Below are 15,588 nucleotides of genomic sequence, written 5' to 3'. Positions count from 1 at the left end.
AGTTTCGATCCCGCTTCGTGACGAGACGCCTCTGGCGTCTCGAACCACGTGACTCCGAGGCGGTTCACTGAGCTGTTTGGGCTCTGTTGAACAGCAATATCAGTACTCTCAGCGTTCACATAGATTTCACTCCTAACACTCTTCACAGTTGGGAGCATACCTCCGTTTACTGATGTCCATCGATCGAGACACCTTCGAAAACACGAGCGAGGAAGAACTCGCGGATCTTTCGGGGCCGGATCAAGTCCTCGGATTTCTGGCTGCTCACCACGACCAGGCGTTTAAGGCCCACGAGGTGGCTTCGCGGATCGGTATCGACGAGGGCGCGGTTAGCACTGCCCTCTCGCGGTTGAAGAACCGTGGGCTGGTTGAGCACAAAGCAACGTACTGGGCGATAACCGACGATACGGAGCGACTTGAGGGGTACAGCGGCTACGAGCGGGCGACCATCCTGTTCAACGACCAACTTGGAGCGGAGAACAAAGAGTCCTGGCGTGAACGCGCCCCTGACGCGCCACATCCGAGCGTGGAGAACGAACAGTGACCGACGAGGAGGCCATCCCGCTCTTTGAGCGAGGTGATGTCGTCTACGGTGACGACCCGTTCAAAGGCCCGGAAGCTGCGCGGCCGTGGCTCGTTCTCTCGAACAACGAGGGACATCCATTTCACGGTGACCAATATATCGCGCTGACGCTAACGTCGAAATCGTGGATGGACGGTCTCATCGAGATTTCCGAGGAGCAGTGGCTTCGTGGTGGGACGCCGAACCAGAGTCGGATCGTCCCGTGGGGCGTTCAATCGATCGATCACGAGGACATCGATTTCTGGCAGGGTCGGCTTGACAGCGACCTCATTGACGAGGCGGTTGCTGTGCTCGTCGAAACACTCCAGTAGCAACCGAGGTCGACAGACTCGAAGAAGCCAATCGCAGGCGTCTCATCATTTCGTTTGGCTCAGGTAGTCTCGCGCTCGCTGTCGGACTCGGTTTCGGTTGGGCTACCATTCCTCGCATCGGCCGGCTCTCGCTCCGGCAACGCAGGCGGCTTGAAAGCGGCTTCTACGGCCCGGAACGTCCGCGACGAGCGGACCCCTGTGAGGGTGCGTCGCGACCGGAGTCCGAGTGCTGAGAGCCCGACCAGCGAAAGCGAGCCCACGACCACCGATTGCGTGAGGCTTCCGGCGGCGATCGCCAGCAAGAGAACCGATACCGCCGCTGTGATCCCGATCAGCCCCACGACTCGGATCGGGCGCGCCCGCACGGTCGCTGCGAACGCGGCTCCAGCCTCGCCGAGTCGCGAGGCGGGCGCGCTCGCGGTGACGGCCGCGACTGTGCGATCCACCAGCGAGAGGACGGGACCGACCGTCCGCGTCTCCCGCAGGTCGATGACGATCACCTCGGGATCGGGCTCGCGCGTCAGCCAGCGATAGGCCCGCGAGCCAAACGCCCACCACCGGACCGCAAGGCCGGCGGCGACGAGCCGAGCGCCGTCGGCGGTGGCACCAACCCGCCCTGCAATGGCGCCGCCGGCCGCCAGCACACCCCCCACTTTCGAGGCGGAGCCCACGTCGCGCATCCGGGCCCGCTGGGAGCTGGCGCTCGACGCGTCGGCCTCGCCCGCCTCAGTGTCTCCCGCTCGATCGCTCGCGCCGGTGAGCCGACGCCAGGCGCCACCGACCGTGGTCGCGAGCCGTGAGCGTTCGAGCGCCGTCCGCGCTCGCTCGCCGCTCCGTCGCAGCAGGCAAACGGTCGCCGACTCGGCGCGGGCACGATCGAGCATGCCTCACTCACCGGGGTCGATCTCGACGACGGTCGGCTCGATCTGTTTCGTCCCGAAGTCGAGGACGATCGTCTCGTCTTCGCGGAGTGATTCGCCGTGGAACGCGAGCCCGGAGTCGGTCTCGATCGTTTCGAGCGACGCCGTCAGCCGGACGTCCTTGTTCGTGGGATGCTCGCGCAGGTGGATATCGCCGTCGTCGCTCTCGAGGACGACCTCGGCGGCCTCGCTCTCGACCGACTCGAGCGTCGCAAGCGTCTCTCCGCGTTCGACCTCCGTGAGCCCGGCTTCGAGCCCGTCGGCGACGTCCGGATCGATATTCTCGAGTTTGAGATCGACCGTCGTCGTCGCCGCCTCACCGCGGGGCTCCATCGCACCGGTCCGGATCACGTCGGCGTCGAGATCGTACGTATCGGTGCTCAGACGCAGCGTCCGGTCGACGGTGATCGCCTCGCCGGCAAACAGCGTCGTCGACCCGCGCTCAAGGGCGTCGAGAGAGACGCCGAGGTGGACGCGGTACTCGTCACCCCCGATCGGATACGTCTGGACCGTCTCGACGGTCGCGACCGTATGCTCGCCGAGTTCGAACGTATCGCCGGCTTCGATCTCGTCGACGACTCGGTCGGAGACCGTCGCCTCGAGCAGCGTCTGTGTCTCTGTCTCGGCGAGCGTGTCGGTGTCGTCGTCAAGGCTCGTGACCTCGCCACCGGCCGTATACTCACCAAGGTCGAGCTCAAGGTCGTCGCCAGTGCGGAGGTGCTCGCCGCCGAACCAGTAGATGGGATCGCTTCGGTCGGGGCGTTCGACCAGCTGGCCCGCGAACTCTGTGCGGACGACGACGTGGCCCGCGTCTCGGGCGGACGGCGAGACGTGGACGTCGGTAATGGTGACCGTATCGTCGCCGACGGCCATCGTATCGCCTGCATCGATCTGATCGATGACGTACTCGGGCTGTTCGCCAAGATCGACCGTGCCGTAGCGGGTCTCGGGTTCGCTGTCAATCTCGGTGGCGCCACGCTGGATAACCTCGCCATCGAACGTGTACGCGTCACTGGTCAACGACAGATCGGTGCCCAGGCGCAACGGCTCTCCGCCAACGGTGAGCGAGCCGCCCGCGCGCAGCCCGTCGAGTTCGATGCCGAGATGGACGCGGTACTGTTCGTCGCCGATGGCGTACGTGTCGATATTTTCGACGGTCGCGACCGTGTGGGGGCCTTCCTCGAACGTATCGCCGACGGCGAGTTCGTTGGCGGCGGTCGCCGACATCGTCCCCTCAAGCAGCACGTCTTCGGGTTCGGTGTTCAGCGTCTCGTCCTCGGCGTCGAGACCCGAGAGCGCCCCGGTCGCGCTGTACTCTGCCGTATCGAGCGTGAGTTCGTCGCCACCGCGGAGGCGGTCACCGCCGAACCAGTAGACGGGATCGCTGCGATCGGGGCGCTCGACCAGCTGGCCTGCGAGCTCCGTGCGGACGGCGACGTACCCGCTGTCACCCGACGCCGGCGAGACGTGGACGTCGGTAATGGTGACCGTATCGTCGCCGACGGCCATCGTGTCGCCCGTGTCGAGTTCGTCGATGACGTACTCGGGCTGCTCGCCGAGATCGAGGGTGCCATACCGGGTCTCGGGTTCGCTGTCAATCTCGGTGGCGCCACGCTGGATAACCTCGCCATCGAACGTGTACGCGTCACTGGTCAACGACAGATCGGTGCCCAGGCGCAACGGCTGGCCAGCGAAGGTGAGCGAGCCGCCCTCGCGCAGCCCGTCGAGTTCGATACCGAGATGGACGCGGTACTGTTCGTCGCCGATGGCGTACGTGTCGATGTTTTCAACGGTCGCGACCGTGTGGGGGCCTTCCTCGAACGTATCGCCGACGGCGAGTTCGTTGGCGGCGGTCGCCGACATCGTCCCCTCAAGGAGCACCTCCTCGGGTTCGGTGTTCAGCGTCTCGCCCTCGGCGTCGAGGCTGGAAATCTGGCCGCTCGCGCTGTACTCGGCCGTGTCGAGCTCGAGCCCGTCGCCGCTGCGGAGGCGGTCGCCGCCGAACTCGAAGATCGGATCGTCGCTCTCGCCGACGTCGAGGACCGTGCCCTGCAGTTCCGCCCGAATCGTCAGCCGGGTATCGCCATCACCCGACGCACTCGGCGTCGCGTAGACGTCGGTCACGGTGAGGTTGTCGTCGAACCCGTCGGGCGACATCTCGTCACCCGCCTCGAGCTGGGAGACGACGTACGCGGGTTGCTCGCCGAGTTCGATCGTCGCGTACTGCGTCCCTGTTTCGCCGTCGTCACCGGAGAGGACGCCGACGGCTGCGACGCCGGCGACGACAACGACGAGCAACAACACGACTGCGATGGCGTCGATTACGTTGACGACGCCGAAGAGGTTCCCCTCGTCGTCGATCAGTTCCATAGGGCCCCCACTGTAGACATAGGAGATGAACGTCACTATACCGATATAGTGCTTTTGACATCCAGAGCACGGGTGTCGGCCACCTCTCGAGTGAATCTCTACGAGACCTACTCCGCTCGTCTGCCCACAGTCGACTGCCGATCATAGACCGCCAGTCATCCTTTCTCGCGACCAGCTGCGAGTGGAATGGTCGTCGACGGTCTCGGGGGCCTGGCCGATGCGCACATCGGGGTTCCGAAAAGACGGTCTCGGCGTCGATCGTGCGTTCGCCGACGACGAACTGCCCCTCCCGTCTCGCCTCGAGATTGCGGGCCTCACCGCCCTCGCCCCAGTTCAAACACGACCGAGACACCGTCTATTCTAAAAATCGCTTTCCAGAACGAACATCTGTCCGACGAGGGGTTGTGGTGTCGCTCATCACCGGTTGGTAACCGCGGCTTCCGGCCGGTGGGACGCGATTTGGGTTCGTTGCTGCCTCCGACTCCTTGTGTCGCCGTACTGCTGTGCATGGGGACGACCTCGACGCTGCGCGTCGCGAACACGGGCTTCACCGACTGCGACGGCGGCAGCCATCGCGAGACGCGTCTGTCGCCCCTCATCGGAGCCGTGCCCGAATCGACCCCGAACTCTTAACTTGAGTTCAAACCCATCCTGGACGTACTGAATGCAACCGACGCTCCCCGGCGAACTCGCGCCGCTGGTGTTTCTCGCGGGCTATCTCGCCGCGGGTGTGATTTCGGCCGCGTTCGCAGCCGCTATTTTCCGAACACGCTGGAGCCAGCCCGTCGCGCGGGCCTTTGCGGTCGTCTCGCTGACGCTTGCGCTGTGGGCCATCGGCTACGTCGGTCGGCTCCTCTCGCCGGGGCTGGAGGCAAAACTGCTCTGGACGCAGCTCTCCTGGGTTGGCGTGACCGTCGCCCCGGTCGCCGTCTTCGCGTTCGTGGTGTGTTTTACCGGACGCGGACACCTGCTCTCACGACGGCGCCTCGGCGCGTTGCTCGTCGTCCCCGTCCTCACCCAGGTGCTGTTACTGACGAACGCCTCACACGGACTCTTTTACGAGTCGGTCTGGCTCTACACCGCCGAGGCGACCCCGGTGATCGCCTCCCGCGGCGGCGCGTGGTTCTACGGGATCCACATCCCGTACTCGTGGGGGCTGTACCTCATCGCGACGGTGCTGTTGGTCCAGTTCACGTTCACCACCAAGCACATCTATCGGAGTCAGACGATTGCACTGCTACTTGGCGCGATCGTTCCCTGGGTCGTCAACGGGACGTTCCTCGCAGGGGTCCGTCTCCACCCCGAACTCGATCCGACGCCGGTTGGCTTTGCGGTCGGGATGGCGATCATCGGCACCGCGGCGTTCAAGCTCAACTTCCTCGGACTGATTCCGGTCGCCCGCGAACGCGTCGTCGACGAGATGGACGACTGCGTCTTTGTCCTGGACGACGAGCGTCGCATCGTCGACGTTAACGACGCGGGGGCGGCGTTTCTCGACGCACACGGGACGGGGCCGTGGGCGATCGGAGACCGCACGGAGACGGTGTTTCCACCGGCGCTCCAGGACGACCGGGCCGAACCCGATGGCGGAACCGAATCGGAGATCCACGTCGGCGACGGCGACGCGGCGGCGTGGTATCTCCGACGCCAGCGTCGCCTGGGCGAGCCAGTTGCACTCGGCAGCGTCATTTCGCTCACGGAGATCACGGTGCTGAAAGCCCAACACCACTCCCTGCAGCGGACCAGAGAGCGCGCCGAACGCGAGCGCGACAGCAAGGAATCGATTCGCCGGCTCGTCCTCGAGACCTCGACCGAACGCGAGATCGCCGACAGCATCTGCCGATTACTCGTCGACGAACACGGCTACGCGGCCGCCTGGGTCGCACAGCGCTCCACACACGGACGCGCTCCGGCCGATCTTCTCGCTCGCTTCGGCGAGGACGGCGGTTTTTTCGAGGCGACGGCCGACGATGCCGGCCACTGCGATGCGGTCACCAGCCGCGTCCTCGAAACGGCCGACCCCGTGACCGTGAGCCGCACTGGCCCCGACGCGGACCCGGCCGTCCCGCTGGCGGCGTGTGGGCTCGAAAGCGTCCATTCGCTCCCGCTTGGACACGACGGGCTCATGTTCGGCGCGCTCACTGTCGTCCGGACCGAGCCGCTGGAAGACGGCGAACTGGAGCTACTGACGGAGTTCGCGGACGCGTTGGCGTTCAAGCGCCAGGTGTACCGACAGCGGTCGGCGCTGACCACGAAGACGGTGACCGAGATCGAACTCCGACTCACCGCCGACCACGTCCTCCTCAATCTCGCGGGGGCAGCGTCGATTCCGGAGACCGCCCGCTTCGTCGCCCACGAACTCTCGACGGGTGACGAGCAGGGCACCTATCTGGTCGAAGCTATCGACGTAGACGGGGATGCGGTGCAGTCAGCTGCAGCGGATCTCGACGCCGTACAGGACGTTACTCACCTCGCGACGCGGCGAGACACCACCGTCTTCCAGGCGCAATTCGACCCGCCAACGCTGGGAACCGTCCTGCGCGGATACGGTGGCGTGAGCATGTCTATCATCGCTGACGCCGATCGCGTGGATGCAGTGGTGCAGTTTCCCCGCCAGACCGATGTCAGTGAGGTTGTTGGCGCTATCCGGACGCACTGGCCGGACGCGACGATCCGATCGCGAAACGACCGAACCGTCGACGTCGATCGACCGGGCGTTTTCGAGACGCTGACCCAAAAACAGGAAACCGCCCTCCGAGCCGCGGTCGTCGCCGGCTTCTTCGATCGACCACAGGGGGCCAACGCGTCGGAGGTGGCTGAGACCCTCGGGGTCTCCCGATCGACCTTCCTCCACCACCTCCGGGCCGCCGAACGGATGGTGTTCGAGGACGCCTTCGAGCCAGATTCGTGATCAAAGCCGGCCCAACTGGATCGTCCGTCTTCGATAGGTGGCCGGTTGTCGTCGGCACCGAACCCGCTTCTGCTGTTCGGGCGATAACGGCTGTTTGAGTCGGTTTAACGCCCAGCTTTTGGAGTGAGATGGCGTACCGAATATCATCAAATATGACAATAATACGACCACATTCAACATATGGTGACAGTAACGCTAAGCCAACTCCTCCGATAGATGAGAGAAGATAGTCGTACGAATCGGGTTTGGTCTCGTTGCCAGCACGCCCTACCAGGTGTCGGCTCTCGATTCGTGCTCTGAGGACCTATGCAACACCTACCCACGCTTCCCACGGACCCACCCTTGACCGCGAACTCCTACCGAGCCACAGCACCCTTCCGGATCGACGAGTTGCTGACCGCCCGAGACAGTGGGTGGGTGGCGTGATTCGCCGGGCGTTGTTGATCGTTACGGCCGTGGCGCTCCTCGGTGTTGGGATCGTCGTGGGCGTCGGGTTCGCCGGGACGGTTGGGGCAGCCGACAGTGCGCCCGTCTGTAGCGAAGTCGAGTACCAGCCGAACAGTTCCGGCTACTACGAGATTTCGACCGTGAGTCAGTTGCAGTGTCTCGAGGACCACGGGTTGGACGAGAACTACGTGTTGACCGGGGACATCGACGCGAGTGCGACCGAAGAGTGGAACGATGGCGATGGCTTCGAGCCGATCGGCGACTTCGCGGGTACGTTCGACGGCGCGAACAACACCATCGCGGACCTGTACATCAATCGCAGCGACGAGGACCGCGTCGGGCTGTTTGCCACCACAACCGAGGACGCCGAGATTCGGGATCTCACGTTGGTCGATGCCAACGTAACCGGTGCGGGTGGCGTCGACGACGGTGTAGGAGGCCTCGTTGGATTCAACGAGGGCGACATCACGGATGTGTCCGCAAGTGGGGAGGTCACCGGCGACTCTCGCAGGGTAGGCGGCCTCGTTGGGTTCAGCTCCGGCGATATCTCGGCCTCGTCCGCCACCGTCGACGTCGAGGGTGAGGGTCGACTGGGCGGGCTCATCGGGGAGAACGACGACGGTGCCATCTCGGAGTCGTCTGCCACCGGCGACGTCACCGGCGACTCCAGCAGGGTGGGGGGGCTCGTCGGGTGGAACGTTGGGGGCACCATCGAGGAGTCGTCCGCCACAGGCGATGTCTCCAGCGATGGCTCGACCGTGGGGGGGCTCGTCGGGTGGAATACCCAGGAGGGCGAACTCACGAATGTCGCTGCCAGCGGGAATAGCACCGGCAACGACGGGGTGGGTGGTCTCATCGGAAGCAACTCTAACGGCGACATCATCGATTCCGCTGTCAACGGGAACGTCACCGGCAACAGCAGGGTGGGTGGCCTCGTCGGGCACAACTCCGGCGGGGAAATCTCGGAGTCGTCTGTCACCGGCGAGATCACCGGCGATAACAGAGTGGGCGGCCTTGTCGGGTGGAACACTCAGGGCGGCGACATCACCGGAAGCCACGTCACCGGCGAGATCACCGGCTCCGACGACGTGGGTGGCCTCGTCGGGGAACACGTCAGCAGCACCATCACGGACTCATCCGTCACCGGTACCATCACCGGCGACGGGAGCGGTGAGAACGTTGGTGGACTCCTTGGGAGGGGTGCTGATTTGACCGTCGTCGGCTCGAGTGCCACTGGCACGGTGGTCGCTGAAGACGCGAAAAACGTCGGCGGGCTGATTGGCTCCAACCATAGAGAGTCCCCCTGCTGCACGGTGGAACAGTCCTACGCTGACGTGGACGTCACGGGCGAGGAGAACGTCGGCGGCCTCATCGGGAAGAACGAAGACGACCTCGTGACGAATACCTACGCTGTCGGGAATGTCACTGGCTCATCGAACGTCGGCGGGCTTGTGGGCCACAACACCGGCGAGGACGCGAGTATCACCCAGTCGTACGCGGCCGGGAACGTCTCCGGTGACACCACCGTCGGCGGCTTAGTCGGCACGAACGAGGAGGGTGCCACGGTCGAAGACGCTTACTGGGACACTGAAACCACGACGCAACACGACTCGGCGGGTGGCACCGGCCTGACCACTGCCGAGATGCGCGGTGGGGCGGCCACGGATCACATGGACGGACTCGATTTCTCGGACACTTGGGCGGTCGAGACGGGTGCAGAGATCTCCTACCCCTACCTGCACTCCGCCGCCCAGGACCCCCCAGCAGGACTGGTGGGTGTCTCCTCGCTCTCGGTCTCGCTCGAGGAGACCGAACTCACACAGGGCGAGACGACGAACGTGACGGTCACCGCGACCTACGACGACAACACCACCGCAACCGTCACCGATCTCAGTTCGCTCACCTCGAGTGACTCGAGTGTGGCAGAGATTGCCTCCGATGGCACGGTGACGACAACGGGTGTCGGAACGGTTCACTTCGAGGCAGAGTACGAAGACGAGACGGCCACGACGGCGACGCTGACGGTGACGCCGGACGACGCCGAGTCGGTAGCGGTGGAAATCGAACCCGACACTGAACAAACCGCCGGTGAGACGATCACGGGCGACGGCGGCAGTTCCCCATCGGCGAAGGTGACCGATCAGTTCGGCAATCCGGTCGGAGTCGCCACCGTGGAGGTCGAAGTCATCGACGGGCCGGGATCGCTCACGGACGCGAGTACGACGACCTCGCAGACGGACAGTGACGGAATCGCTACGTTCAGCAATCTGGCGATCAACGAGACTGGTGACTATCGACTGGAGTTCAGCATCGACAGCGCCGCGATCAACGTCGGCGAATCGGCGAGTGTCGACAGTCAGACGTTCACCGTCGGCGCGAGCGACCTCGACTCACTCGAGATTACGGACGTGCCGGATTCGGCCACTGCGGGTGAGGAGTTCACCATCACCATCAACGGCACTGACGTGCTGGGTAACGTGGCGGCCAACGTGACTGCTGAAGACGTGGCGCTCACCTCCGAACACACCGAAGACGGAACGCTCGTCTCTGCGTCCACACTCGATCTCGACGAATACGGCGGAGCAACAGTCGACGTGGCGCTCACCAACGCAGACGAGAGCCACACGCTGACCCTCGATGCGAGTAACGCCGATGGAGACAGTACAGACATCGACGTGGGTGCCGCAGCCGCGGACGCACTCGAGATTGTGAACGATCCAGTTACGATTTCGGCTGGCGCTGCCAGCTCTGTTACTGTGGAAGTGACCGATCAGTTCGGTAATCCGGCAGTCAACCAGACCCTCGAGACCGTCACGCTCACCTCCGAACACGATGGAGCGGTGAGTAACGAAAGTTCCCGTGAGGTGGATTCGAATGGACAAATGCCGGTCTTTTGGGGCACCGACGAGATTACAACGGCCGACAGCGCTCACACGCTGACGGTCGATGCGGATGGCGTCTCTCCCGACAGTACGGCTATTCAGGTGGATGCCGCCGATCCTGCCTCGATTGAGTTCACCAGTACTCTCCTCTCTGACCAGACTGCAGGCGAGGATCTCAGTAACCCGGTTGTCGAAGTCACCGACACATACGGAAATCCCGTTCTTGGCGTCAATGTGACGGGAACTGCGAACGGACCCGGCGAGCTTTCGGACCCGAAGACTCGTGAGACTGGGCTCGCTGGCACTGTGCACTTCTCTGAGAACCAGATCAACACCACGGGCGAGTACAACCTGACGATTGCAGTCGAAGACGATCCAGCTATCAACGCCACCTCGAACGACTTCACGGTCGTGCCAGCCCCACTCGACTCTCTGCACATTACCTCGGCACCCGAAGAGATCACGGCAGGTGATGGGTTCACGCTGACGATCAACGCCACGGATGTGCTTGGCAATCTGGGTTCGGACAAAGAACTCGAGAACCTGATAGTGACATCAGATCTCGATGGCGAGGTGTTCGAGGGGGGTTCGCTGCCGTTGAACGAAAGCGGCTATGCGGACCTCGACATCCCTGAAGAAACCGTGACAGCGAGCGGAACCCACACGCTGACGGTCGATGCGGATGGCGTGAGTGGCGATAGCGTCGATATCGAGACGGAAGCGACCGGAGCGCACAACGTGACGCTCCTCGACGAGACGTACTCGGTGACCGCTGGCGAATTCCTTTCGCTGGACGTCAAAGTAACCGACGAGTATGGGAACCTCTGGACGGAGACCACTCAGTTGAACGGTACCTCAGAGTACGATGGAGAGGTCCACAACGTTCATACTGATATCCGCGACGATGGCACCACGGTACTGAGCTTCGAGGGTGTGACGACCGCCGACGACAATCACATGCTGACGGTCGACGGAAACCAGATCACGGAGGGTGACAGCATCAACGGCACCGTCACCGCCGCCGATCCAGATCTCCTGACCGTGGAAACCCAACCGGAGACGACTACCGCCGGTGAATCCATCGAGGGACCACCGACGGCGAACCTCACCGACGCGTTCGGAAACGCCATCAGTGAGGAGAACGTGACCGTCACGGCCAGCGGATCAGGCGACCTGGGCGGAACCACCACCCTCGAGACGGACTCGAGTGGCTTCGTCGCCTTCGACGACCTGCACATTGAACAGGCGGAGGCGTACACCCTCACGTTCGAGGTGGCGGCCAACTCGAGTGTGAGCGCCACGAGCGAGGAGTTCACGGTGGAAGCAGGGAACGCCGTCTCGGTGTCGGAGAGCTCCGCTCCTTCTGACACGGTTGCTGGCGAGGAACTGCCCTCGTCTCTCCTCGCACAAGTGACTGATGCGTTCGACAACCCCGTCGAAGGAGTCACTATCACAGTCGAGGCGATTGAGGGGTCGGGTTCGATTACGAGCGGAGACACGACGACAGAGACTACCTTCGAGGGATTCGCCATGCTCAGCGGAATCACGATTGAGGAGGCTGATGCGTACCGGTTCGAGTACAGCATCGACGCTGCAGACGACTCCGTCGACGAGTCCGATACCGCTCAGACCATCCCGTTCCTGGTCCTTCCGGACGACGCGATCGACGTTGCCATCGACACCCAACCAACCGAGGCCGCGGCCGGTGAGAACCTCGTTGGACCACCAACGGTCACCGTCACCGACGAGTTTGCCAACCCCGTCGCGGACGTCACCGTCTCCGTCGCCGCCATCGACGGCGCTGGCTCGATCACTGCAGGTGAGATGATGGCTTCGACCAACAGTTCGGGCATCGCCACCTTTGACGACCTCGAAATCGAGACTGCTGACGACTACCGACTCGCGTTCTCGATCGATGACGGTGACGCGAACGTCGGGAGTGATGCGACGGCACTGACCGACAGCTTCACCGTCGAATCGGTTGCTGCCAGTTCGGTCGCCGTCGAAACACAGCCTGACGGGACGCAGACTGCCGGTGAGGCGATCACTGGACCGCCACGCGCCTCCGTTACCGACGAGTTCGACAACCCCGTCGAGGACGTCACCGTCTCCGTCGACGCCATCGAGGGCGCTGGCTCGATCACTGTAGGCGAGACGGCTGTCGAGACCGACGCAGCCGGTCTCGCCACCTTCGACGATCTCGAAATCGACGTCGTGGACGACTACCGACTCGCGTTCTCGATCGATGACAGTGACGCGAACGTTGCGAACGCCGACGAGACACAGACCGACTCGTTCGACGTCGAATCGGCCGACGCTGACGCCATCGCAGTCGAAACGCAACCAGACAGCACGCAGTCTGCGGGCGGCCCCATCACCGGACCGCCTGAAGCGATCGTCACCGACGAGTTCGACAACCCCGTCGAAGGCGTCGATATGACCGTCGACGCGGTCGACGGTACCGGTGCCATCGTCTCGCCCGAGACGACGGTCGAAACTGCCAGTGATGGGCTCGCCACGTTCGACGAGCTGGTGATCGAAACCGCCGACGAGTACCGTCTCGCGTTCAGCATCGATGCTGCCGACGAGGGCGTCGCCGCAGCTGAGACGGCACTGACCGATGCGTTCACCGTCGAGCCGGCCGCGGTCGAGCGCGTCGAAATCGATCCCACGAACAACCAGACGATCACGGCCGGCGAGACGGTCGAATTCGATGCGGCCGCTCTCGACGCGTTCGGTAACGAGAACGAGGCGGCCAACACGGCGTTCACGTGGGAGAATACGACCACAGACGGGACGTTCGAGCACACGGTCGCCGGCAGTTACGATGTGACCGCGACATTCGAGAACGTCACGTCGGACACCGTGTCGATAACGGTCGAGCCAGCACCCGTCGACACGGTGGAAATCGATCCCGCGAGCGACCGGACGATCACCGCGGGTGAGACGGTCGAATTCAACGCGACGGCCTACGACGAGTTCGGCAACAAGAACGAGACTGCCGACACTGCCTTCACCTGGGCGAGCACCACAGCGAGCGGCACCTTCGTGAACACGATTGCCGGCACTCACGAGGTGACCGCCGAGCTGGCCGGCGTCGAATCCGATCCGATCACGATCGAGGTCGAGCCGGCCGCAGTCGAGACCGTCGAACTCGATCCCGAAAGCGACCAGGTACTCACCGCCGGCGAGCAACTCGAACTCAACGCCACGGCCTACGACGCGTTCGGCAACCAAAACGAAACCGCCGATACCGAATTTACCTGGACGAACACCACAGCGAACGGCACCTTCGAAAACACGACTGCCGGAGCCTACGGGGTAACGGCTGAACTGGCTGGCGTCGAAGCTGACACGACGACGGTAACCGTCCAGCCAGCCACCGTCATCGCGGTCGAGATCTCTCCCGCGAGCGACCGGACGATCACCGCCGGCGAGACGGTTATGTTCGACGCCACCGCGTACGACGTGTTCGGCAACGAAAACGAAACCGCCGATGCAGCGTTCGACTGGACGAACGTGAGCGCGGAGGGGGCGTTCGACCAGACGACCGTCGGCAGTTACACGGTGACCGCCGAACTCGATAGCGTCGAATCGAACGCGGTCGAGATTACGGTCGAGCCCGCCGAGGCGGCCACCCTCGTCGCCGACTCCGTCACCGCAGAGGCCGGCGTAGCCGATTCGATCGCGATCACGGCGTTTGACGCGTTCGATAATCCGGTTCCGGGCGCGTCGGTCACCGTTGCTGACGCCGACGGTCTCGATGGCACCGCAATCGAAGAGCCGGTCGAAACGAACATTACAGGCGTCGCATCGGTGCCCTTCGAGAGCCACACCCCTGGCACGTACACCGTCGGAACCGAACTGACGAGTGACGACGCGATCTCGACGACCGCCGCGGTAACCGTCGAGCCCTCGCCCGTAGTCGAGTTGGCCGCCGAGTTCGGCGTGGCCGAACTGACGACGGTCGAGTCCACGACGGTTACGGTGACTGCGACGTATCATAATGGGACCGTCGCGGACGTGACGGCCCGTACCACCTTCTCGACGGACGATGCTGGCGTCGCCACCGTCAGCCCGACCGGGACGGTCGACGCATACGGGGCGGGCACCGCGACGGTGACCGCCGAGTACGGCGACGAGACGGCGACGGCTGTGATCGATGTCGAACCGGTCCACGTCGAAGACGGCTACACCTGGATTAGTAGCCCCAGCTCGACGATTTCGCTCAACGAGACGACCACGGAAAGTACCGTTGCCCTTTCGGGGACGGAGTCGATGACGGTCACCGGTCTCTCGATGGATCTGGATTTGGCGTCCCAGCGTGAGCTCTGGGTCAACGTCTCGTCGTACACGGACGATCTCACGCCGGGTGGATCGACCGAGACGACCCCGGAGACCGAGGCGCTGCTCGCCCCAGCCGCCGAAACGTTCGAGACGGAGACGGGAACGCTGTCGGGTGGCTACGTCCACCTCGAGTACAACGTCGACCCGGGCGAAGCCTCGAACGTCACCCTGGCGTTCAGTGTCGACCGTGCGTACCTCGCGGAGCTCGGTGTCGACTCCGAGGAGCTCACGCTCTACCGACAGGGCGAGGACGGCTGGGAACCGCTGTCGACCGACCACGTCGCAGACACTGAGACGGACGCTACCTTCGAGGCGATGGCCGATGGCCTCTCAGTGTTCTCGCTTGGCACCGGCGTCCCGTCGACGACGGTCGCTGACACCACCCTCGAAGCAGCGACAATTTCGGCCGGCGAGACGGCGACGGTGACGGCGACAGTCACGAACCGGGGACAGTATACGGCCGAGCGCTCGGTCGACCTAGTCGTCGATGGCGAGGTCGTCGAGACGCAGGCGGTGATACTCGACGGAAGTGCGAGCGAGGAGATTTCGTTCGCGTTCGAGCCCGACGAGCCTGGTGCGTACGAGCTGGCGATCGACGGTGAAGACACACAGACGCTGACCGTCGAACCGCCCCAGTCGGACGACGACCCGACGGTAGCTGACAGTTGGTGGCTCCCGCTCGCGGCGCTCGCCGCCGCCGGACTGACCGGAGGGTCCGTGATGTGGTACCGACGACGGATCGCAGAAGCAGCTGGGTGATCTGCTGACGCCCGCTGTCATCGGGATCTCTTACAACACTGTGTCCTCCCTCGAGCCT

General features: G+C 63.9%; 6 protein-coding genes. 4 read left to right on the top strand and 2 right to left on the bottom strand.

Features of this window, described 5'->3' with window-relative positions; translation table 11 throughout:
- Positions 1-172: 172 nt before the first annotated feature.
- Positions 173-544, top strand: a complete 372-nt coding sequence (locus tag OB905_10735) for a MarR family transcriptional regulator (GenBank protein MCU4926456.1) — start codon at positions 173-175, stop codon at positions 542-544.
- Positions 541-894, top strand: a complete 354-nt coding sequence (locus OB905_10730; GenBank protein ID MCU4926455.1) for a type II toxin-antitoxin system PemK/MazF family toxin — start codon at positions 541-543, stop codon at positions 892-894. The genes OB905_10735 and OB905_10730 overlap by 4 nt, the downstream gene beginning before the upstream one ends.
- Before the next feature lie 59 nt (positions 895-953).
- On the opposite strand, the gene OB905_10725 is transcribed toward OB905_10730, so the two are convergent.
- Together OB905_10725 and OB905_10720 are read right to left on the bottom strand one after the other, a co-directional pair.
- Positions 954-1,778, bottom strand: coding sequence for a hypothetical protein (locus OB905_10725; protein MCU4926454.1), 825 nt, complete (start codon positions 1,776-1,778; stop codon positions 954-956).
- Positions 1,779-1,781: 3 nt separating this feature from the next.
- On the bottom strand, positions 1,782-4,184 hold the full coding sequence (locus tag OB905_10720) for a DUF4330 domain-containing protein (protein ID MCU4926453.1): 2,403 nt from the start codon (positions 4,182-4,184) through the stop codon (positions 1,782-1,784).
- A gap of 664 nt (positions 4,185-4,848) precedes the next feature.
- On the opposite strand from OB905_10720, the gene OB905_10715 reads away from it, so the two are divergent.
- Together OB905_10715 and OB905_10710 are read left to right on the top strand one after the other, a co-directional pair.
- The gene (locus OB905_10715; GenBank protein ID MCU4926452.1) at positions 4,849-7,095 is read left to right on the top strand and encodes a helix-turn-helix domain-containing protein; all 2,247 of its coding nucleotides are present in this window, start codon (positions 4,849-4,851) and stop codon (positions 7,093-7,095) included.
- A gap of 413 nt (positions 7,096-7,508) precedes the next feature.
- Positions 7,509-15,530 carry a PGF-pre-PGF domain-containing protein gene (locus tag OB905_10710; protein ID MCU4926451.1) on the top strand — a complete coding sequence of 2,674 codons (8,022 nt, stop codon included), beginning with the start codon at positions 7,509-7,511 and terminating at the stop codon, positions 15,528-15,530.
- The last annotated feature ends 58 nt before the right edge of the window (positions 15,531-15,588 follow it).

The organism is Halobacteria archaeon AArc-dxtr1, assembly GCA_025517425.1.
GTDB lineage: Archaea > Halobacteriota > Halobacteria > Halobacteriales > Natrialbaceae > Halostagnicola.
This window is presented reverse-complemented; position numbering and strand designations above follow the sequence as displayed.

Coding starts and splice junctions, on each gene's coding strand:
- OB905_10720 (MCU4926453.1), bottom strand. CDS start 4,184: ATGGAACTGATCGACGACGAGGGGAACCTCTTCGGCGTCGTCAACGTA.
- OB905_10715 (MCU4926452.1), top strand. CDS start 4,849: ATGCAACCGACGCTCCCCGGCGAACTCGCGCCGCTGGTGTTTCTCGCG.
- OB905_10725 (MCU4926454.1), bottom strand. CDS start 1,778: ATGCTCGATCGTGCCCGCGCCGAGTCGGCGACCGTTTGCCTGCTGCGA.
- OB905_10735 (MCU4926456.1), top strand. CDS start 173: ATGTCCATCGATCGAGACACCTTCGAAAACACGAGCGAGGAAGAACTC.